Here is a 20,954-nt window from a genome sequence, read left to right on the forward strand (position 1 = left end):
GATAACTGCTAGCGTTTCTCGGTCTGTCTACACCAGCGCTTGCGGCTCATCCGGCCGACAAGCTCGTCGATGCTCGGCTTGGGACGGTCTGATGCGGTCCTCCAGTGCGAATCTGCGCACTAAGGTTATTGCACTCCTCGTATCGCTTGTTGCTCTCTGGCTGTTCGCAGCATGGGTCACATTACGAGACGGCGTGAACCTGCTCGGCGTCCAGGTGATCGACAGCCAGATCGTCTCGCCGAGCGAGCCGTTACTGCTGGAACTCCAGGTGGAACGGCGACTCGCCGTCGCCTACCTCGGCGGCCCGACCACCGACCGGAAGGACGCGCTGGACGCCGCTCGCCAGAGCGTGGACACCAGGGCAACCGATTTCCGGGCCACCGCCCGCAGTTGGCGAGCCACGCTGGCCGCCGACGTCGAGGCCGAGCAGCGCGTCGACGAGGCCATCGCCGCGCTCGATGGGCTGGCCGCCGTCCGGAGCTCCATCGACGACCGGGCCATCGACCGCGGACGGACCGTGGACACCTACGCCACACTCGTCGAAAAGCTGTTCCAGATCTACGACGTCGTCGGCACCCTCGACGACCCCGGAATCGCACAGGACACGCAGAACCTCATCGAGCTGTACCGGCTCAGGGAACTGATTTCGCAGGAAGATGCCCTGCTCTCCGGCATTATCGCGGCTGGCCGAATGACTGACGGCGAGCAATTCAGGTTTACCGAACTGGTTGTCGCTCAGCGGTTCCTGGCCGCCCGTACACCGAACAAGATGAACGAGTCCGACCGGGCCGACTTCAACCAGGTAATCAACGGGACGGCGTTTACGAACCTGCGCCAGCTCGAAGACCGGGTGGTCACCGACCGCACCGCGACGAAGCCGGCGGTGACCGCGTCGGACTGGGACGCCGTCGCCAGCGCCGCACTGACCCATCTACAGGAGATGGTGCTCGGCAGCGGTGACAACCTGGTAGGGCGGGCGGTTCCGGTCGCGGTCGGCGTCATCATCCGGCTGGTCCTGGCCGCCGGCCTGGGTCTGCTGGCGGTCATCGCCTCGATCGTGCTGTCCATCACCACCGCGCGTGCCCTGGTCGCCCAGCTCCAGCGACTCCGTGACGCCGCCGACCGGCTCGCCGACGAGCGGCTTCCCGCGGTGGTCGGACGCCTCCGGCGGGGCGAGAAGGTCGACGTGGCCGCCGAAGCACCACCCCTGGACTTCGGCACGGACGAGATCGGGCAGGTTGGCCAGGCATTCAACCGGGTCCAGGAGACCGCCGTCCGCGCCGCCGTCGAGCAGGCGGAACTGCGGCGCAGTGTGCGCGACGTCTTTCTGAACCTGTCCAAGCGCCAGCAGGCCCTGCTGCACCGCCAGCTGACCCTCCTCGATGGGATGGAACGCAGCGAGCAGGACGCCGACGACCTGGAGAACCTCTTCCGCATCGACCACCTGGCGACCCGGATGCGGCGCAACGCCGAGAACCTCATCGTCCTGTCGGGCTCGGTACCCGGCCGCGCCTGGCGCAAGAACGTGCCGATGGTCGACGTCGCCCGTGGCGCCCTGCAGGAGGTCGAGGACTACACGCGGGTGAGGGTCCTGCCGTTCGGGTCGGTGGGACTGGCCGGCCGCGCCGCCGGCGACGTCATCCACCTGCTCGCCGAACTCATCGAGAACGCCCTGTCCTTCTCTCCCCCGACCACCGACGTGGAGGTCCGGGGGCAGCTGGTGGCGAACGGCTTCGTCATCGAGATCGAGGACCGTGGCCTCGGGATGCGCGAGGACGACCTCGCCGCGGCCAACGCACGCATCGCCACCCCCACCGAGTTCAACCTCGACACCGCCGCCCAGCTCGGACTGTTCGTGGTCAGCCAACTCGCCGCGAAACACCAGGTCCGCGTTCAGCTCAAGGCCTCGCCGTACGGCGGTACGACCGCTGTGGTGCTGGTCCCCAAGAGCCTGGTGACCGACGCCACCACCACGACGTCGACGACGGGCGGCGGCAGCATGTCCACCGCAAACACGATCACCGTGGGCGGCGGCGTCGGCACCGCGGTGACCCATCCGACGACGGTCGCGGTGACGCAGCCGCAACCCCTGCACCGTCCCACGGTGGAGCTGCCGACCCTCGCTCGGCCACCAGCGGATGCCGACGCACCGCCGCTGCCACTTCGCCGGGCCGCCGACGAAGCCGCGACCGTGGTGGACGACCCGTCCCGCGGCGGCCCTCCGCCCGAGATGGGCGACTCGCCTCGCGGCGCCCCGCCGCCGGCGCAGCGCGCGGCAACCGCCACCGCGCACACCGAGGGAGGACTACCCATGAGGCGCCGCCAGGCCCACCTCGCACCGCAACTGCGCGACGGGGCGCCGGCGGAAGGCCAGGACGCCGCCGAGACCGACAAGGAAAGGTCACCCGAGCACGTTCGCTCGCGGATGAGCTCTTATCAGAGCGGTACCCGTCGCGGACGCGCCGAGGCGCAACGACTCGGCGACGGCGAAGAGCAGGGCCACGTGGACCACGGAAGTTCCGCGACCGAATCCGATCGGTGAGAAAGAGGAACGGGCAAGTGCAGCAGAACTCCGCGAGCGCCGATCTGACCTGGCTGCTCAACGACCTGGTCGGGCGGGTCAAACAGGCCGAGCATGCCATCGTGCTCAGCGTCGACGGCCTACTCCTGGCTTCCTCCGCCGGACTCACCCGCGACGACGCGGAGCACCTGGCAGCAATGTCAGCGGGAATCCAGAGCCTCGCCAAGGGCGCGGGGAAGCGGTTCGGCGGCGGCAAGGTACGGCAGACCATCATCGAGATGGACTCGTCGTTCCTGTTCGTCTCGGCCGCCGGCAGCGGTGCCTGCCTGGCCGTCCTCGCGGCTGACGAAGCCGATGTCGGGCTCATCGCCTACGAGATGGCGATGGTCGTGACACGGGCCGGCAAGTTTCTCGCGTCACCAACTCGGTCGATCCAGCCCACAAACATCTAGGGGCCGCCATGACGACGCCCGAAACAGAACCCCACTGGGTAGACGAGGCCGCCGGGCCCGTCGTCCGGCCGTACGCCGTGACCGGCGGGCGGGCCAAACCACGTAACGGCCACAACGTCGTCGCACTGATCCTCGCGACCCGGACTGCGCCGCCGCAAGAGGCGTGGATGGCACCGGAGCACGCACAGATAGTCGACCTCTGCCAACGCCCGATCGCACTGGCCGAGGTCGCCGCCAACCTCGGCCTGCCGCTCGGCACGGTACGGGTTCTGCTCGACGGACTGCTCGATCGCGGACTCGTGCGGGTCTCCGAACCCCGCGAGGCCGCCGCCCTTCCCGACAACAGCGTATTCGAGGCGCTCATCAATGGACTACGTGCACTCTGATCGGGAGGATCGCCCGATCCTTCCCACTGCCATCAAGATTCTTGTCGCGGGCGGCTTCGGCGTCGGCAAGACCACCCTCGTCGGTGCTGTCAGCGAAACCAAGCCGCTACGCACCGAGGAACTCCTCACCGAGCAAGGCGTGGGCGTCGACGACCTGTCCGGGGTGGAGACGAAGTCGACCACCACTGTGGCAATGGACTTCGGGCGGATCACCATCAGCGACGACCTCGTTCTCTACCTGTTCGGTACGCCCGGCCAGGACCGGTTCTGGTTCGTCTGGGACGAGTTGGCCCTCGGTGCGCTGGGGGCTGTGGTGCTGGCGGACACCCGACGGCTCGCCGACTGCTTCCCGTCGGTCGACTACTTCGAGCGAGCCAAACTGCCATTCATCGTCGCGGTGAACTGCTTTCACGACGCGAAGCGCTACAGCCTCGACGAGGTGCGAGTCGCGCTCGATCTTGACCCCGCCATCCCGATCATGCTGTGTGACGCCCGGGAGAAGGAATCGTCCAAGGATGTCCTCATCAGGCTGCTGCAACATGTCATGAAGGGACGAGGGTTGACCCGCGAACCTCAGCCGGCATAGAGACGCGAGCAACGACACCGCCGAGACGGGCTCGCTCGCGCCGGGCGTGCACCACATCGCAGCACGGCGCAAGGCCCGTCAACCGAGGTTCCCGGCCCGGACGCATCGTCCCGGGCCGGCAATCGTGGCGTCGACATGGATCGGCCGCCGCCCGGCCGGGTCAGCCCGGCTGGCAGGAGGCGCCGTTCAGGTGGAAGTCGGTCAGGCGGTCATTGGTACCGGCGTACGTGGCCTGCAAGCCGACGCTCACTGTGCCGTTGGTCGGCAGGCTGCCGTTCCAGGAGGCGTTGCGTGCGGTCACACTCCTCCCCGACTGGGTGACCTGCGCGTTCCACCCGTTGGTGACCTGCTGGTTGCCGCTGAACGACCAGGTCAGTGCCCAGGTGGTCAGGGCTGGGCCGCGGTTGGTGACGCGGACGTCCGCGGTGAACCCGGTGTTCCACTGGTTGGCGGTCCAGGCAGGCGACCGTGCATGCGGCCGGTCCAGTCGTGGGCGGCGCAGTCGTGGGCGGCGCAGTCGTGGGCGGCGCAGTCGTGGGCGGCGCGGTGCGCAGCCGCCCGTAGCCGCCGACCAGTTCCGCAGTCGGGGTGCCGACTCCCCCGAATCCGTTGAGCGGCACATTCCACAGCCGGATGCCGCGCAGGCCCGCCACGAAGAGTCGGTTGCCGGCGATCGTAGGGCATCCCGTCCGGACCGAAGGCGATCCGGCCGCCATTGTGGATTGCCGCCCGGTTCAGCCCGGTGAGGATCGGCTGCTGGGTCTGCGGCGCGGCGAGCCGGAACCGGGGCGATGCGGTTGTCGGACGCGGTGGTGAAGTAGACGTAGATCCAACCGTCCTGGGCGTAGCTGGGTGAGACGGCCAGACCGAGCAGTCCACCCTCGCTGACCGGGGTCACGCCGGAGATCGTCACGACGGGCTCGGGCTGCTGGCCGGTACGGATGCGTACCACCTGACCGGTGAGGCGTTGGGCGACCAGAGCACTGCCGTCGGGCAGGAAGTCCATCCCCCCACGGCACCTGTAGGCCGGTGGCGGCGGTCTCGGGTCGGGAGAGGTCGAAGTCGCCGACGGCGAGCAGCCCGGGGTGAGCGACAGTGCCGTACGGGCGGTCGGCATTCGGGACCGCGCCGGCGAGGCCGCCGACACCGATGCTGCCGGCGAGCAACCCGACGGTGAGTGCGACCCTGGCCATAGGTCGAATCGTCACACCCCCCTGTATTAATAGATGCCTGTCTACATAACACGCCGTATCCAGGTTTACCGTGCAGAGCATCGACTGCCGGCCGCCACCCCGGGCGGCACAGAGAAGACGCATGCCAGCGCCGGGCGACCGGACCCTGACAGAACGAAGGCGCTTTCGATACCCACGGTAGTCGCGACCCTCATCGCATGCTATTCTCCGACGTCGATCTCCGCAGCGCGGACCCGGATCGGGTCGTTTGTCGCAAAGGACGCCTTCCCGATGCCGGCCCTGCCCAGCCCGACCACGCCAACCGCCCCGTTGGAACGTCCGGGTGCCGGCGCACTGGCATTCATCTTCACCCGGCTGCCGGCGCTGCTGCGGCTCTCCTGCGGGCTGATCTGCGTCGTCGTGGCGCTCGCCGTGCGTACCCCGCCGGTGCGCCCGAGCCTGCTGGCGCCGGCCATCGCGGTGTTGACCTTCTGGTCGATCTGGTACACGCTGCGCGCCTGGGGTCACGGCATCGGCGCACCGCTCGTCGCTGGCGACGTCGCGCTGACCAGTGCCGCCTGCCTGGCCATCCCGGTACTGGTCGCGCCCGAGGTGCTGCCCGGCGAGGCAAGCTGGATCGCCGTGCTGGCGAGCACCACCGTGATCAACGCCCAGGCGACCGCTCCGGCCCGCTGGTCCATCCCGGCCGGAGTGCTGGTCACCGTCGCCTACGCGACGGGCGCGCACACGGCCGGCAACTCGACCGAGGCGAGCGCACATGCCGCGACGCTGCTGACACAGACCGCCTGCACGGCGCTGATGACCACGGTGATGCGACAACGTATCACTCGGGCCGACACCGCCTTCCTGGCCGATCAGCGGGCCGCCCGGGACGCGCTGGTCGCCCGCACCGCGCGGGCGTCGGAGCGGCAGCAGAACCGCGACCTGCACGACACCGTGCTGGCCACCCTCACCATGGTCGGGCAGGGCGCGGTGGCCGGCCCCTCCACGGCGCTGCGCGAGCGGTGCGCCGCCGACCTGCGCACCCTCGCCACCCTGGCCGAGGCCAGGTCGGTGCCACCCGACGCGACGGCCCGGCTGGACGAGCGGCTGCGGCAGATGTGCGCCCGACTGCCCGGCCTTCCGGTCACCGTCGACCTGCCGCCGTGCACCCTGCCGGCACCCGTCGCCGAGGCGGTCGCGGAGAGCGCCCACGCCGCACTGGCCAACGTCGCGCGCCACGCTGTCGGCGCCCGGAGCACCCTACGGCTACGTCGGTTCGCCGGCACCGTAACGGTCGAGGTCGCCGACGACGGTCCCGGTTTCGACCCGGCGACGGTCCCCACGCACCGGTACGGTCTGCGCGAGTCGGTGCGCGGCCGGATGGCGGCGATCGGCGGTCGGGTCGACGTCGACAGCGCTCCCGGCCACGGGACCCGGATCCGGCTGGAGTGGTCGGATGTCGGCTGAGCCGGGTACGACCCTCCTCCCGCAGCCGGGGAAACCTTACCCGCCACCGGCTACCCGAACCACGGAGGCGGCCGACGGAGCCGGCGCGGCGGTGGCGTTGGCACACGCCTCCGACCGGGGGGCCCGCGTCGTGGCGGTGACCATCGCGCTGGTCTGGCACCTCGTGATCGGGCTGCCGGCGGTGCTGGCCGCCCGACCGACGCTGGCGGTACCCCCGGTGGTGATCGGCGGCTGGCTGCTGGTGGCCACGGTCGGGGTGGCTGCCGGGATCCGGTTGCTGCGCGACAGGCCACTGCCGGTACTGCCGCTGGCCGCCGCCCTGCTCCTGGTCGACGTGACGGTCTTCGCCGCGGTTGGTCGCGCGCAGCTGTTCAGCCCGGCCAACTGGGTCTGGGGCACGCTCGCCTGGTTCTTCGTGGTGGTGCTCTGGGGACGGCCGGTGCGGTGGCTGCTCGCGTTGCTGGTCGCCCACGCGGGCACCGCGCTGACGGCCGTCGCGCTGTACGGCGCGACCGCCGCCGCCGACCTGGCCCGGTCCGCCATGGCCCTGTACGGCACCTCGTCGCTGCCGGTGGCGTTCTTCGCCGGCGCCGCGACACTCGGCACGCTGTCCCGGGTCCGGGCCGCCACGGCGGCGTCCACGAACGCGATGGTGGCCGAGCGGGAGGCCGCCGAGCGTACCCGGCACGACCGGCGCGAGCGGCTGGCGTTCGTCAGCCACGCCGCCAGCGAACTGTTGACCGAACTGGCGCAGGGGCGGGCCGATCCGGCCGACGCGGAGGTGCAGCGCCGATGTGTGCGCGCCGCGACCCGGCTACGGCGGCTGATCGCCGAGTCCGACGACGTACCCCATCCGCTCCTGCACGAAGTGCGGGCCGCAGCCGACCTGGCCGAACGCAACGGCCTCCCCATCGACCTGGTCACAATCGGTACGCCGCCGTCGCTGCCCGTACCGATCCGGCGCAGTCTGGCCGAACCGCTCGCCGCGGTTCTCGCGGACGCGCACGACTGGGCCCGACTGACCGTCGTCTCCGGGCCGGACGAGGTGGTGGTCAGCCTCGTCACACCCGACCGAACCGGCCCCGACCCGGCCGGGCACCTACCGGTGGACAGTGGCGGCCAGGTCGAGCACCTCTACGAACGGGACGGGATGATCAGATGGACGCAGACGCGGTGGCACCGGTGACGCCGGCGCGACCCGTCGGCGTGGCGATCGTGGACGACCATCCGGTGGTCATCGACGGGGTGCGCGCCTGGCTGGCCACCGAGCCGCGGCTGACGGTGCTGGCCACGGGTGACGATCCCGACGAGGTGCTGCGGGCCGCGCCGGAGGCCGATGTGGTCCTGCTCGATCTGCGCCTCCACGGCCGGCTGGTGCTGGACAAGCTCGCCGAGTTGAGTGCCGCAGGCCGGCGGGTGGTGGTCTACTCCGAGCACTCCGATCCACAGACGATGCTGGCCGCGCTGGACGCCGGAGCGGTGGCGTTCCTCGCCAAGCACGAGGGGCGGGAGCACTGCGTGGCGACCGTGCTGGACGCGGCGAGCGACCGGCCCTATGTCGCGCCCGCACTGGCCGGGGCGATGGTGGGCGATCCGCGTCCGGACCGGCCGGTCCTGTCCGACAAGGAACGCGAGGCGCTGCTGCTGTGGTTCCAGTCGATGTCGAAGGCGTCGGTGGCCAGGCGGATGCGGATCAGCGAGCACACCGTCAAGCAGTACGTCGACCGGGCGAGAATCAAGTACACCCGGGCCGGCAGGCCGGCGGCCACGAAGTCGGCGCTGCTGGCCCGGGCGATCGAGGACGGGCTCGTCCGACCGGAGGAAATCGGCATCTACCGGTCGCACGCGTCGACCGATTGGCCGACCCCCTAACGGGCGTCATGACAGCAGGGGTCGGGCTGGGCGAGGCTCGTCCGCAGATGCCGTCTGCACCGGAGGTCTGACGATGCACGATGATGCGTCCCCGTTCTTCATCTCCCCGCATCGCTTCGACGCGGTCGACGACACCGCCGGCCCGGTGCTGGACCGTCGGCACGAGCTGGTGCCGGAGGGTGGCGAGCGGGTGCTCGGCCGCTACCGGGTGGACGTCGCGGGTCACCTGCTGAGCCCGAGCGAGACCAGGCGGGCGTGGGTGCTGCCCGCCCCGGTCACGGTGACCGTCACCGACCACCGCGTGGCGTACGTCAGCATGGGTCGGCCGCTTGCCCTTGTCGGCGCGGGGAGCCGCCGGGTTTCCCGGATGCCGGGCCTGGTCAGCGGGCAGATCCGCTGGCAGTGGCCGTCCCGCCTGGAGCTGCGGCCGGCCACCGGGAGTCACCCGGCCCGGCTGCTGGTGGTCTGTGACGCGCTGCGCACCATCCAGCAACCGGCGCTCGCCCTGAGCGGTCCGGCCGCCCAGATCGGCGATCTCGCCCGGCAGGTCCGCCACGCGGTGGCAACCTTCCGCCTGGTTCGGCCCGAGCTGGTCGACCTGTCGCCGCCGGAACGGGACGCGTTGGCCCGGCTGGCCCGGGTCACGCCGCTGGCCGGCTCGGTGCGGGTGCTGCTGCCCGGCTCGCTGCCCATCGAATTCCACAGCCGGGACGACTACTACCGGCCGCGGCACTCCGACCTGCTGCCATACGGCGCGGTTTCCGGGCAGCAGTAGGCGGATCGGGGCGGGCGGGGCAGGGACCCGGTCAGGGGGTCGACGCGCGACGGTCGCCGGCGTCCAGCGCGACGGCCTGCTCCGGGGTCGGCGCGCTGCCGCCGAGATGTGCCGGTAGCCACCACCGGTCGGCCGGGCCCGAGGGCTGGTCCGGGTACTCCCGTTGGGCGCGGTCGACCAGCGCGTGCAACCGGGTGCGCAGCTCGACGCTTATCGCGTTGGCGTCCGGATATCCGGACGGGTCGATCGGTTCGCCGACCACGATCGAGATCGGGGTGTGCCGGCGGGTGAGCGTGCGCGGGCGACCCTTCGTCCACAACCGTTGGGTACCCCAGAGCGCGACCGGCAGCACCGGGACCCTTGCCTCGCAGGCCATCCGGGTGGCGCCGCTCTTGAGGTCCTTGACGGTGAAGGACCGGCTGATCGTGGCCTCCGGGAAGACTCCGACCGCCTCGCCGGCCCGCAACGCGCCCACGGCCGCGGCGTACGAGTCGGCGCCCGCGCGCCGGTCCACCGGGATGTGTCGCATGCCGCGCATCAGTGGACCCGAGACGCGGTGCCGGAAAACCGCGTCCTTGGCCATGAACCGGACGAGTCGCCGGGACTGCAGCGCGCCCAGCCCGCAGAAGATGAAGTCCAGGTAGCTGACGTGGTTGCTGGCCAACACCACTCCGCCGGTCCGGGGCACGTGGTGGGCGCCCTGCACGGTCAGCTTCAGGTCGAGGACCCGGAACATCGTCCTGGCGGCGGCGATAACGGGCGGGTACACGAGTTCCGGCATCCGTGAACTTTACCCTGAGTAGGTTACGCATCGGTAGGGACCGGCGCTCGGCCGGGCCGCTGGTCACCGCGGCCCGGCCGGATCCATCAGTCGGCGAGCTTGTGCAGGTCGACCCGGCCCCGGGCGAAGGCGTCCATCCGGCCCCAACGGCCCGGGATGTCCAGTACCTCGATCCGCCCCATACCCACCGGCAGTCGCGGCTCCACGGCCAGGTGCCCGTCGTGCGGCTCCAGACCGAGCATGGTACGCAGCAGCAGCAGCGGCGCGCCCGTCGACCACGCCTGCGGGCTGCACGCGGTCGGGTATTCCACCGGGAACTTCGTCTGCTCACGCGGGTAGCCACCGAATGCCTCCGGCAGCCGCCCGTCGAAGTACCTGGCAGCGTCCAGAATCCCGTTGGCGATGATGGCCGCCTCGTCCGGGAAACCGTACCGGCGCAGTCCCCACGCGCAGAACGAGGTGTCGAAGGGCCACACCGCGCCGTTGTGGTAGCCGATCGGGTTGTAGCGGATCTCCCCCTCGGCCAGCGTCCGAACTCCCCAACCGGTGAAGAGCCGCGGCCCGACCAGGTGTTGCGCGATCTGCTCGGCCCGCTCGTCGTCGACAATTCCGCTCCACATCAGGTGGCCGATGTTGGAGCTGAGCACGTCGCACTGCCGACCCTGCGGGTCCAGCGCGAGCGCGTAGTAGCCGCCGTCGGCCACCCACCAGTCCCGGTTGAACCGCTCCTTGAGGCCCACCGCCTCCCGTTCCAACTGCTCGGCGAACGCGGGGTCGCCCCAGAATTCGCGGGCCAGCCGCGCCCCGCGCATCTTCGCGTCGTACGCGTACCCCTGCACCTCGCAGGTTGCCCGGGGAAACGGCGGCAGCGTGCCGTCGCGGTAGGAGATGGAGTCCCAGGAGTCCTTCCAGCACTGGTTCTCCAGGCCGGTCTCGGTGTTGCGCCGCTCGTACCAGATGTACCCGTTGCCGATCAGGTCGGCGTGGTCGTCGATCCACTTGAACGCCCGACGGCACTCCTGCTCCAACTCCCTGACCAGCGCGCCGTCGCCGCTCCACTGCTCGTACTCGTCGAGCAGCACCACGAACAGCGGCGTGGAGTCCACCGCGCCGTAGTAGGGCGAGTGCGGCTGTTCCTCGAACGCGGCACTCTCGCCGTAGCGCATCTCGTGCAGGATCCGGCCTGGGTCCTCCTCCCGGAAGTCGTCGAACCGGGTGCCCTGCAGGGCGGCCAGGATCCGCAGCGTGGTCGCGCTCAGCTCGGGCGTGAACGGCAACGTCTGCAGGCAGGTCAGGATGCTGTCCCGGCCGAACATGGTCATGAACCAGGGCAGGCCGGCGGCCGGGAGGGTCTGGCCGCCCAGCGACAGCGGCGAGAAGCGCAACGCGGCCAGGTCGACGATGCACTTCCGGTACGTCGCGGCCAACTGCCCGTGCTCGCTGTTCACCTTCGGCACCCTCGCGATCCACTCCTCCAGGTCGTGCTGCAGCGCGAGCCGCTCGGTGCCCTGCACCCGCAACCCCATCCGCAGGTCCCGCCCGCCCGGCCCGAGCGCCACGGTTTGCACGTCGACGGCAGTGTCCCACTGCTCGTTCGGTTCCAGGTGGACGGTGTACCCGAAGCCGTGGCGGTCGTAGCGGGGCGGCACGGAGGAGGAAATTATCGTCTCCCGCCTGAAGTTGCCGCGCCGATAGCCGAGGCGCAGCCGGTCCGGCTCGACCTCGGAGTAGATCTCGCCCTTCTTGTTCAGGATCTCGTCCTTGACCTCGAAGAGGTCGGCGAAGTCGCAGGCGGCGTCCATCCTGATCTCCAGGTCGACTGCCTCCTCGTCGTGGTTGAGAATGGTGATGCTCTCCCGGAAGCTCCCGCCGACCGTCCGCTCCCTAATGATCGACAATTTCGCGTCGACATAGTGGGTGGCCTGCCCGGGCACCAGGAAGAAACGCGATTCGAAGTACTGGAGGTCGTCGTAGGACAGAGCGTTGAGCCGCTCACCGTTGACCGTGAGCACCCACTTGGACAGGAAGCGGGTGTCAAGGGAGAACAGTCCGGTCGGCTCGGTCGGTGTCGCCTCGATGTCCCCGGTGGCCTCGCAGACGACGAAGGTGTTGCCGTCGAGGATCCGCACGGTGTGGCTCGGGGCCATTACCGCACCCCCTTCCGGTAGCGATGCGGTCCCTGGGCGTGCGGCGGTCCGGGAAATACCCGTTCCACCTGCACCACCAGGCGTGCGTCGCCGGTCACCGTCATGTCCCCCCGCAGTAGCGCCGCCAGACCGTTCTCCCGGCCGGTGACCAGGTCCTCGAACAGTTCCGGACTGGCGCCCATCACGGTGTCCGCCGCCATGTCCTCCTGGCTGACCCTGATCTCTCCCCGGTCGATCGTCACCAGCCAGTGCGTGGTCCGCGGCCCCTCGTGCAGATCGAAGCGCAGGGCTCCGGTCACCTTCGCCAGCAGGGGTTCGTACCCCCGGTGGTCGAGGTCCTCGAAGAACCGTGTGGTCGCGTCCGGCATCTCCGCCCTCCTCCCGGTCACTCGTGTCGGGGTCGGGTCCCCGTCCGACGAGCCGTCAACCTCGCCCGGATCGGGTGAAGTCGCGGACGGCGCCCAGCGACACGAAGCCGGCCCCCCGCGGTTGCGGGGAGCCGGCTCGGTGAACCTGTCGCGCGGTATGAGTGAGCGGGGTCTAGTTGTTGGGGTCGTCGGCGCTGATGTCGGCGAGTACCGACTGCGGCTCGCGCTCGACGGCCAGATCACCCATTGACACGAGGCCGATCAGCCGGCCGTCCTCGATCACGGGCAGCCGCCGTATGGCGTACGTCCGCATCAGGTCGGCGGCGGCCACCACGTTGTCGAACTGACTGACCGTCACCACCTCTGTGGTGGTGACCTGATTCAGCCGGGTGGTGTCCAGGGGCATGTTCTCCGCGACACCTCGGACCGTGATGTCCCGATCCGTGACGATGCCGACGACGTTGTCGCCGTCCATCACCACCACGTCGCCGATTGCCGAGTCACGCATCTCCTGGGCCGCCTCGACGAGCGTAGCGTCGCCGTTCATGGTCACCAACCGGGTCGTCATGAACTCTCCGACCGTTGTCATGGCGCCTCCCTCTCGGTGTAGGGCAACGACGGGGTTACCCGCCCGCCCCGCCCAGTAACGCCCTAGCCCTCGGCGGCGACCAGTTCGGCGAGTTGCACGGCGTTGAGCGCGGCACCCTTGCGCAGGTTGTCGTTGGAGCAGAAGAGGGCGAGGCCGTACTCGACGGTCTCGTCGGCGCGGATGCGTCCGACGAACGTCGGATCCTGACCGGAAGCCTGCAGCGGCGTCGGCACTTCGCAGAGCGCGACACCGGGTGCACCGGCGAGTAGTTCGTGTGCCCGCTGCGGGCTGATCGGCCGGGCGAAGCGAGCATTCATCTGCAGCGAATGCCCGGTGAAGACCGGCACCCGCACACAGGTGCCGGAGACCTTGAGGCCCGGAATTCCCAGGATCTTGCGGCTCTCGTTGCGGAGCTTCTGCTCCTCGTCGGTCTCCGCCGTACCGTCGTCGACGATCGAGCCGGCCAGCGGGAGCACGTTGAACGCGATGGGCCGGGCGAACGATCGGGGGGCGGGGAAGTCCACCGCGGCACCGTCAAACGCGAGCCCGGCGGCGGTCTCGGCAACCTTGCGAACCTGCTCGTCCAGCTCGGCGACCCCGGCCAGCCCGGCACCGGAGACCGCCTGGTAGGTCGAGACGATCAGGCTGACCAGTTCCGCTTCGGCATGCAGCGGACGCAGCACCGGCATCGCGGCCATCGTGGTGCAGTTGGGGTTGGCGATGATGCCCCTGGGCCGGACGGCGGCGGCGTGCGGGTTCACCTCGGCGACGACCAGCGGCACCTGCGGGTCCATCCGGAAAGCCGACGAGTTGTCGATGACGACCGCGCCGGCGGCGGCCACCCGCGGAGCCAACTCCTTCGCGGAGCCACTGCCGGCGGAGAAGAGCACGATGTCCAGCCCCGAGTAGTCGGCGGTGGCCGCGTCCTCGACGGTGATCTCCTCGTCGCGCCACCGGAGGGTTCGGCCGGCCGAACGTGCGGAGGCGAACATCCGCACCTGCTCTGCCGGGAACTCCCGCTCCGCCAACACCTGCCGCATCACGCCACCGACCTGGCCGGTGGCTCCCACAATGCCGATCCTCATGCCGCGAGGCTACCCACCCCGACACGTCCACCGGGAGCGCTTTCCGACCGACCGTGGTCGCCGTCGCCGGTCCGCGCCGCCGCGTGCCAGGACAGTCGACTCCGCAACGGCCGGATCTCTGGAAGAACGACACCGGGCCACTTCTTGGACCGGAACATCTCGGCCAGTTCCACCACCATCGCGACCGACGTCACAACTCCCACCTCGCCCGGATTCGGTGCCGCAGCGGGCGCCGACGTGCCGACCTGACTCACCCCACCGGATCATCCGTCAGCTCGCCGAGGCCGGTGGCGGCCAGCTCGTCCCTGATCAGCGCGGCATCGCCCTCCACCACCATGGTCAGCGCCTGAGGGTGCAGGTGCGTGGCGGCAGCCGCGGAGACCTGGGCCACATCGGCGACGAGCAGCGCCTCACGCAGCCGGGCGTGGTAGTCGTCCGGCAGATCGTGCACCACCAGCGTGCTCAGCGCACCGGCGATCGCCCGTGGGTTCTGCAGCTCGACCGAAAGCTGCCCGGCCCGCCAGGACCGGGCCACCGCCAGCTCGTCCTCGGTGACCCCGCCGGCCTGGGTACGCGCGATCTCCCCGACCGTCTCCACCAGAGCCGGTGCGGTGACGGCGGTCTGCACGCCGGAGCTGACCGCGAAACGGCCGAACCGGCGGGACGAGGCGAAGTCGCCCCTGATGCCGTACGTGTAGCCGCGCACCTCGCGGATGAGGTGGTTCAGTCGGGAGGTGAAGGCCCCGCCGAGCACCGTGCCGGCGAGGGCCGTCGACACATGGTCCGGGTGGGCCCGGTGCGGTGCGGGATGTCCGAGCCGCAGCGTGGACTGCACCGAGCCAGGCCGGTCGACCAGGATGATCCGGCGCCCGGCGCGGACCGGCACCCCGATCGCCGCGCCCCGTTCCGGGGCAGGGCCGCCGGTGCCGGCGAAGGCCGCCGCGGCCAGCGCGTCCAGGTCGACCCGGTCCAGGTCACCGGCGACCACGAGGGTACCGGGGCAGATGAACCACTCCGAGTGGAAGACGGTGACGTCCTCCACGTCCAGGCCGGCCACCGAGTCGGGGTCGCCGTACATCGGGCGGCCCCAGCGGCTACCGGCCCCGAAAAGGTCGGCGCGCAACGCCGCGTCGGCGCGCGGGCCCGGGTTGGCCCAGTCCATCCGCAGCGCGGTCGCCTCGTCGTCGCGGACCCGTCGTACATCGTCCGGATCCAGCCTCGGGGTACGCACCGCCTCGGCGAGCAGCTCGACGGCCGCGCCCAGCCGGTCCACCGGCACCTGCACGCTGGCCTGGAAAGTGTCCCAGTCCAGCCCGGTCACCAGCTCGGTGCCGAGCGCCTCGATGGCCAACGCGTACGAGGTGGCGTCCCGCTGCGTGGTGCCCTCCTCCAGCGCCTTGGCCAGCACCCCGCCGAGCCCGTCCTTGCCCACCACCTCCCGGCCTGCCCCGGCGTCCAACAGCAGCAGCGCGACCGCGAGATTCTGCCCGGGCAGGTGCGCGGCGACGACCTGACCGCCGGCGACGGCGCGCCGGACCACCTGCGGGAAGCGGTACGGGCGGGCCTCGCCCGGTCCTGGACGGTCGGCGATCAGAGTCACGACTTCTCCTCAGGGTGGTAGGTCAGGGTCACCCGGTTGTCGGCGGCGAGCACCTCGGCCGCCACCTCGGCGATCTGCTCGGCGGTCACCGCGAGCCAGGCCGGCAACCGCTCGGCCACGGAGGCCGGGTCGCCGAACTGTGTGGCGTACCGGCCGAGGGCGTCCGCCCGACCATCCACGGTGGACATTTGGCGCCACCATGCGGTGGCCAGCAGCGCCTGCGCGCGGTCCAGTTCGGCGGTGGTGACCGGGACGGTGGCCAGTTCGTCGATCACCTCGGCGAGCCCGGCGGCCAGCCGCTCGCCGGTCACCCCGGGACGCGCGGTGGCCGTGGCGATCAGTGGCGCCGGTGCGTGCGCCAGGTCCACCCCGTACGCCCCGACCAGGTCCGGCTGGGCGATCCGCTCACCGTCGGCGAGCCGCTGGTAGAGCCGGCTGCCCCGGCCGCTGCCGAGCACCGTTGCCAGCACGGTCACCACGTCGTAGCCCGGACTGCCGAACGGGTGGGTGCGGTGCGCGACGAAGACCCGGGGGGCCGGGACGTCGCTGACGACGCTCTCCTCGGCGGGCACCCCGGCGGCCGGCACCACCCGGCCATCGGGCGCCGGTGGGATCTCCGGACGCGGCGGGATCGCGCCGAAGTACTTCCGGGCCAGGTCGACGACCTCGTCGGCGGTGGTGTCGCCGACCACGGTGAGTACCGCGTTGTTCGGCGCATAGTAGGCCTGGTGAAACGCCTGGAAGGTGGCCAGGTCGGCGGCGTTGAGGTCGGCCATGGAGCCGATGGTGGCGTGGTGGTAGGGGTGGCCCTGCGGGTAGAGCAGGGGCAGCAACCGCAGCCAGGCGTCGCCGTACGGCACGTTCTCGTAGCGCTGCCGTCGCTCGTTCTTGACCACGTCCCGCTGGTTGTCCAGCGTCTCCTGGGTTAGCGCCGGCACCAGCCCACCCATCCGGTCGGCCTCCAGCCAGAGCGCCAACTCCAGGTGCTCGGCCGGGACCGTTTCGAAGTAGTTGGTCCGGTCCGGGTTGGTGGTCGCGTTGAGCGAGCCGCCCGCCCCCTGCACCAACTTCATGTGCTCGGTCTTCGCGACGTGCGTCGAGCCCTCGAACATCAGGTGCTCGAAGAGATGGGCGAAACCGGTCTGACCGGCCGGTTCGTGACGGGAACCGACGTCGTACCAGAGGTTGACCGCGACCGCCGGGGCGGTACGGTCCTCGCTGACCACCACGCGCAGGCCGTTGTCCAGTCGGGTCATCGAAATGGGCCAGGGGTAACCACTGTCGGGCATGGCACCGACGCTATCCGATCTCCCGGCTGCGACGGGTGTCGGACGCGGCGGACACCCACCCGGGTCCGAGCCCCGCCCCCGTGCCCACCGGGCACCGCCACACGGCAGCCGCCGGCCGCACGGCAGTCACCCGCCACGACCACCGCGCGTCCGGTAGGGATCAGTCGGGGGGTTCGATCGGGGTCACCGTCCCCTCGGAGGTACGTCGTTCCAGGATCGTGTCCGGCGCGGCGTTCCGGTCGGACTCACGGACGTCCGACTCGGCGAGGATCGCCTCGGCCTGGGCCTCGGCGTCCTCGCTGCCGACCGCCGCCTCTTCGGGCAACAGGTGCGCTCGGGACTCGATCCGCTCCTGGTCGCTCATCGCGTCGCTCATGCTGGTTGCCTTACCCCGCCCGAATCACCCACACGCCTGCACCCCGTGCGGGGAGGGGCCCCCTGTCAACGCCTCGTGTATCAGAAGGGCCCCTCCTAACCGACGGCACGCGCGGAAGTGCCGCCGGGCGCTAGGCCCGGAACGGCCCCCGTACCTCGTAGGTGATGCCGCCGGAGGAGGACCCGGAGGTGCCTCGCTGGGACGAGAGGTAGAGCCGGGTGCCGTCCGGCGAGAAGGCCGGCCCGCAGATCTCCGAGGACGACTGACCGGTGATCCGCAGGAACGGCGCGACCACCCCGGCCGGCGTGATGATGTTGATCTCCATGTTGCCGCCGTCCTCGGCCACGTAGAGGTCTCCCGAGCGGGTGCCGGTGATGTTGTCCACACCGGTCAGTGGTGCGCTGCCGGAGACCAGCGAGTCGTCGTAGGACAGCTCGATGCGCTGGTTGACCGCGTCGTACGCCCACACCCGGTTGTCGCCCTTCGTGGTGAACCAGCAGGTGCCGTCGGCGTACCAACAACCCTCGCCACCGTTGAAGCGCTTGGCCCCGGAAACCTGGTTGCGGGTCAGCGTGCTCGTTGCCGACGGGTCCGGCACCCGCGCCCAGGTGACGGGCCCGCTAGTGGAGGTGCCCGCGACCAGCACCTCCAGGGTGCCGCTGGAGAGGCTGCCCCAGGTGGTCGGCCGGAACCGGTAGAGGCAGCCGTTGCTCTCGTCTTCGGTCAGGTAGATCACCCGACGGTCCGGATCGCAGGCGGCGGCCTCGTGCTTGAACCGTCCCATCGCCGCCCGGCGCACCGCCGTGATGCCGCCCTGCGGGTACGTCTCGTAAACGTAGCCCCGGCTGACTTCCTCGCAGGACAACCAGGTGTCCCACGGGGTAGCGCCACCGGCGCAGTTCTGGTTGGTGCCGGAGAGGATCCGGTACGCCGAGGCGATGCCGCCGTCGGCGTCGAAGCGGATCGCCGAGGCTCCACCGCCCGGGGTGATCTCAGAATTCGAGACGTAGATCCAGCCGGTGCCGGCGACGAAACAGGCGCCACCGTCGGGCGCGTCGTGCCAGCTGTACGACGTGCCCGGCACGGACTGGCGGGAGCGGGCGATCACCCGACTGGTGAAGTTGGCGGGCAGTTGTATGCCGTTGGCGTCGGCGGTGCGCAACGCGCCGTACGGGCTGGGGCCGGGTTGAGCAGGGGCGGCCGAGGCGGCGCCGGCCCAGATGCTGCCGGAGAAGGCGGCGGCACCACCGGCCACGGTGGCGCGCAGAACGGTACGACGATCCATCAGGACCTCCGGGTGAGCGACGATTGGTGGCGCCGAAACTACCGACGGTTCCATCGATGTAGGTGAACGCAGAGCGAGGCTTGGTCGACAAGGGGATGAGCGTCTGCACACCGTCGGGTACGCTTACCGCCGTGACGCGCTCGTATCGATGGTTTAGGCAGCCGGCCCGCAAGCCGGTGACCTCATCTTGATCTGACGTCACCGTTTTCGAGCCGGCCGGGCAGGAGCTTTCGTTCCTGCCCTTTCGCGTACGAGCAGCCGGCTCGACCTGGGCACCGGCCCCGGGTGCGGTCGGCGGAAGGATGCCCACCGTGACGACCCCGGAGAACCACCGGGTCATCGACCAGCGGATCGACCGTGTCGTGCCGCTGACCACCCCGGCTCTGCTGCACCACGAGCTGCCGCTGTACGAAAACCTCGTGTCCGCCGTACTGGCCGGCCGGCGTGCGGTCGGTCGGGTGCTCGACCGGACCGACGACCGCCTGCTGGTGGTGGTGGGACCGTGCTCGGTCCACGACCCCGCGGCGGCCCTGGACTACGCACACCGGCTCCGCGAGGCGGCCGATCGGGTCGCCGAGGATCTGCTGGTGGTGATGCGGGTCTACTTCGAGAAGCCGCGCTCCACGGTGGGCTGGAAGGGTCTGATCAACGACCCCGGGCTGGACGGCTCAGGCGACGTCAACACCGGCCTGCGCCGGGCCCGGACACTGCTGCTCGACGTGCTGCGCCTCGGCCTGCCGGTGGGCTGCGAGTTCCTCGATCCGATCACCCCGCAGTACATCGCGGACACCGTCGCCTGGGGGGCGATCGGGGCGCGCACCGTGGAGAGCCAGGTGCACCGCCAGCTCGCCTCCGGCCTGTCCATGCCGATCGGCATGAAGAACCGACCGGACGGCAGCATCGGCACGGCGGTCGACGCGATCCGGGCAGCCGGCGTACCGCACGTCTTCCCCGGCATCGACGTCTCCGGCACCCCCGCCATCATGCACACCCGGGGTAACGCGGACGGGCACCTGGTACTGCGGGGCGGCGGCGGATCGCCGAACTACGACGCGGCCTCCGTGGCGGGCGCCCTGGAGCTGCTACGCGCCGCCGGGCTACCGGAACGCGTGGTGGTCGACGCCAGCCACGCCAACAGCGGCAAGGATCACCGCAACCAGCCCAAGGTCGCCGCCGACGTGGCCGGGCAGATCGCCGCCGGCCAGCGCGGCATCGTCGGGATAATGCTGGAGAGCTTCCTCGTACCCGGCCGGCAGGACCTCGATCCCACCCGTGAGCTGACCTACGGCCAGTCGGTGACCGACGCCTGTATCGGCTGGGACAGCACCGACGAGGTGCTCGCCGAACTCGCCGGCGCCGTCCGCACCCGCCGAGCCACCCACCCCTACCCTCTCCCCACCCCCGCCTGACCAACCGCCACCCCGCCCCCGCCGCGTTGGTCGGAGGGTCTCTGCCGCGGAAAGGCGCCCTCAGGACAACAAGAACCTCTTGGTCAACCGGGGAGAGCGGGCGGTGGGGTGCGGGGTTTTGGTGGTTCGGTCGCGGGTAGGCGACAAGCGTGACCGACGACGTACCCGTGAACGGGGCACCCGCGGTGCCCACGACCGAGGCACGACTGCCCGAGGCCATCCTGGCCGACATGCCGGTGGTCGACACCGCCGCGCTCGATCCGCTGAACACCGAACTGCCCGGCACGGCCGCCGCCGCCCCGGACGAGGTGGACATCGACAAGGTGGACACCCGGCCGCTGGACGAGCTGCTCGACGACCTCTACCACGGGCAGGAACGGATCAGCCAGGTGGACATCTACCGTCGCGCCGTGGCCGCGGAGCTGCCCGCGCAACTGCTCGCCCGGCTGAACGCGCTGCCGCAGGGCGAGTACGCGGTCGACGAGGTGACCGACCTGCTGGGTGGTTCGGTGGGCTGAGCCACCCGGCAGGTCGGCGACGAGGAGAGGAGCGCGATGTCCCAGCCCGAGGAAGATCGGCACGAACGGATGCAGGCGCTCGGCCAGCCCCCGGAGGGCACGGACACCCTGCCCGAGCCCGACTTCGCCAACGAGCACGACAGGACCGCCGTCGACCGGGAGATCATCACCGGGGCCGACGAGGACGAACGGGAACCGGAGTCTCCGCGCGGCTGGTCCGGCATGCAGCGCTGAGTCCGCGAGCACCAGACGGCCGGCCCACGCATCCCGGGC

22 protein-coding genes are annotated in these 20,954 nt (G+C 70.6%); 11 read left to right on the top strand and 11 right to left on the bottom strand.

Annotated elements, in window-relative coordinates; all coding sequences use genetic code 11:
* The first annotated feature begins 91 nt into the window (after positions 1–91).
* Genes ACFHWY_RS16885 through ACFHWY_RS16900 form a run of 4 tightly spaced genes read left to right on the top strand, consistent with a single transcriptional unit; the run spans position 92 to position 3,945 of the window.
* A complete protein-coding gene (locus ACFHWY_RS16885) occupies positions 92–2,542 on the top strand; it encodes a nitrate- and nitrite sensing domain-containing protein (RefSeq protein ID WP_416581147.1) in 2,451 nt (816 codons plus the stop codon).
* 17 nt (positions 2,543–2,559) lie between these two features.
* Positions 2,560–2,973: a roadblock/LC7 domain-containing protein gene (locus ACFHWY_RS16890; RefSeq protein WP_416581148.1), complete on the top strand. Its 414-nt coding sequence runs from the start codon at positions 2,560–2,562 to the stop codon at positions 2,971–2,973.
* An 8-nt stretch (positions 2,974–2,981) separates the two neighbouring features.
* Positions 2,982–3,359: a DUF742 domain-containing protein gene (locus ACFHWY_RS16895; protein WP_416581149.1), complete on the top strand. Its 378-nt coding sequence runs from the start codon at positions 2,982–2,984 to the stop codon at positions 3,357–3,359.
* Complete coding sequence (locus ACFHWY_RS16900; RefSeq protein WP_416581150.1) at positions 3,340–3,945, top strand: GTP-binding protein; 606 nt, start codon at positions 3,340–3,342, stop codon at positions 3,943–3,945. The genes ACFHWY_RS16895 and ACFHWY_RS16900 overlap by 20 nt, the downstream gene beginning before the upstream one ends.
* Before the next feature lie 160 nt (positions 3,946–4,105).
* Here the strand turns inward: ACFHWY_RS16900 and ACFHWY_RS16905 are convergent, their stop codons facing one another.
* Positions 4,106–4,951: a cellulose binding domain-containing protein gene (locus ACFHWY_RS16905; protein WP_416581151.1), complete on the bottom strand. Its 846-nt coding sequence runs from the start codon at positions 4,949–4,951 to the stop codon at positions 4,106–4,108.
* Between the two features lie 457 nt (positions 4,952–5,408).
* On the opposite strand from ACFHWY_RS16905, the gene ACFHWY_RS16910 reads away from it, so the two are divergent.
* The 4 genes from ACFHWY_RS16910 (at position 5,409) to ACFHWY_RS16925 (ending at position 9,234) form a co-directional block, all read left to right on the top strand.
* Positions 5,409–6,587, top strand: a complete 1,179-nt coding sequence (locus ACFHWY_RS16910; RefSeq protein WP_416581152.1) for a sensor histidine kinase — start codon at positions 5,409–5,411, stop codon at positions 6,585–6,587.
* Complete coding sequence (locus tag ACFHWY_RS16915) at positions 6,577–7,773, top strand: hypothetical protein (RefSeq protein ID WP_416581153.1); 1,197 nt, start codon at positions 6,577–6,579, stop codon at positions 7,771–7,773. The genes ACFHWY_RS16910 and ACFHWY_RS16915 overlap by 11 nt, the downstream gene beginning before the upstream one ends.
* A complete protein-coding gene (locus ACFHWY_RS16920) occupies positions 7,746–8,459 on the top strand; it encodes a response regulator (protein WP_416581154.1) in 714 nt (237 codons plus the stop codon). The genes ACFHWY_RS16915 and ACFHWY_RS16920 overlap by 28 nt, the downstream gene beginning before the upstream one ends.
* Positions 8,460–8,532: 73 nt before the next feature.
* The gene (locus ACFHWY_RS16925; protein ID WP_416581155.1) at positions 8,533–9,234 is read left to right on the top strand and encodes a hypothetical protein; all 702 of its coding nucleotides are present in this window, start codon (positions 8,533–8,535) and stop codon (positions 9,232–9,234) included.
* Between the two features lie 31 nt (positions 9,235–9,265).
* Here ACFHWY_RS16925 and ACFHWY_RS16930 read toward each other — a convergent pair whose 3' ends face one another.
* From ACFHWY_RS16930 to ACFHWY_RS16975, 10 genes are all read right to left on the bottom strand, one after another.
* Positions 9,266–10,015 (bottom strand): lysophospholipid acyltransferase family protein, encoded by a 750-nt coding sequence (locus tag ACFHWY_RS16930; RefSeq protein WP_416581156.1) that lies wholly within the window; start codon positions 10,013–10,015, stop codon positions 9,266–9,268.
* Positions 10,016–10,101: 86 nt separating this feature from the next.
* Complete coding sequence (locus tag ACFHWY_RS16935; protein WP_416581157.1) at positions 10,102–12,162, bottom strand: glycogen debranching N-terminal domain-containing protein; 2,061 nt, start codon at positions 12,160–12,162, stop codon at positions 10,102–10,104.
* Complete coding sequence (locus ACFHWY_RS16940) at positions 12,162–12,530, bottom strand: SCP2 sterol-binding domain-containing protein (RefSeq protein ID WP_416581158.1); 369 nt, start codon at positions 12,528–12,530, stop codon at positions 12,162–12,164. Before ACFHWY_RS16940 ends, ACFHWY_RS16935 begins: the two co-directional genes overlap by 1 nt.
* Positions 12,531–12,702: 172 nt before the next feature.
* Positions 12,703–13,119: a CBS domain-containing protein gene (locus ACFHWY_RS16945; protein WP_416581159.1), complete on the bottom strand. Its 417-nt coding sequence runs from the start codon at positions 13,117–13,119 to the stop codon at positions 12,703–12,705.
* Between the two features lie 62 nt (positions 13,120–13,181).
* Positions 13,182–14,204: an aspartate-semialdehyde dehydrogenase gene (locus ACFHWY_RS16950; RefSeq protein ID WP_416581160.1), complete on the bottom strand. Its 1,023-nt coding sequence runs from the start codon at positions 14,202–14,204 to the stop codon at positions 13,182–13,184.
* Positions 14,201–14,398, bottom strand: a complete 198-nt coding sequence (locus tag ACFHWY_RS16955) for a hypothetical protein (protein ID WP_416581161.1) — start codon at positions 14,396–14,398, stop codon at positions 14,201–14,203. Before ACFHWY_RS16955 ends, ACFHWY_RS16950 begins: the two co-directional genes overlap by 4 nt.
* 56 nt (positions 14,399–14,454) lie before the next feature.
* On the bottom strand, positions 14,455–15,804 hold the full coding sequence (locus ACFHWY_RS16960; RefSeq protein WP_416581162.1) for a M16 family metallopeptidase: 1,350 nt from the start codon (positions 15,802–15,804) through the stop codon (positions 14,455–14,457).
* Positions 15,801–17,093 carry a M16 family metallopeptidase gene (locus tag ACFHWY_RS16965; protein WP_416581163.1) on the bottom strand — a complete coding sequence of 431 codons (1,293 nt, stop codon included), beginning with the start codon at positions 17,091–17,093 and terminating at the stop codon, positions 15,801–15,803. Before ACFHWY_RS16965 ends, ACFHWY_RS16960 begins: the two co-directional genes overlap by 4 nt.
* 160 nt (positions 17,094–17,253) lie before the next feature.
* The gene (locus tag ACFHWY_RS16970) at positions 17,254–17,469 is read right to left on the bottom strand and encodes a hypothetical protein (RefSeq protein ID WP_416581164.1); all 216 of its coding nucleotides are present in this window, start codon (positions 17,467–17,469) and stop codon (positions 17,254–17,256) included.
* Positions 17,470–17,599: 130 nt separating this feature from the next.
* Complete coding sequence (locus ACFHWY_RS16975) at positions 17,600–18,754, bottom strand: alkaline phosphatase PhoX (RefSeq protein ID WP_416581165.1); 1,155 nt, start codon at positions 18,752–18,754, stop codon at positions 17,600–17,602.
* 302 nt (positions 18,755–19,056) lie between these two features.
* On the opposite strand from ACFHWY_RS16975, the gene ACFHWY_RS16980 reads away from it, so the two are divergent.
* The 3 genes from ACFHWY_RS16980 to ACFHWY_RS16990 all read left to right on the top strand — a co-directional run bounded on the left by ACFHWY_RS16980 (position 19,057) and on the right by ACFHWY_RS16990 (position 20,915).
* Positions 19,057–20,163: a 3-deoxy-7-phosphoheptulonate synthase gene (locus ACFHWY_RS16980; RefSeq protein WP_416581166.1), complete on the top strand. Its 1,107-nt coding sequence runs from the start codon at positions 19,057–19,059 to the stop codon at positions 20,161–20,163.
* A gap of 230 nt (positions 20,164–20,393) precedes the next feature.
* Positions 20,394–20,681, top strand: a complete 288-nt coding sequence (locus ACFHWY_RS16985; protein WP_416581230.1) for a hypothetical protein — start codon at positions 20,394–20,396, stop codon at positions 20,679–20,681.
* Between the two features lie 36 nt (positions 20,682–20,717).
* Entirely contained in the window at positions 20,718–20,915 is a 198-nt protein-coding gene (locus ACFHWY_RS16990; protein WP_416581167.1) for a hypothetical protein, read from the top strand.
* Positions 20,916–20,954 lie beyond the last annotated feature (39 nt).

Source organism: Micromonospora sp. LOL_024, assembly GCF_048060415.1.
Lineage (GTDB): Bacteria > Actinomycetota > Actinomycetes > Mycobacteriales > Micromonosporaceae > Micromonospora.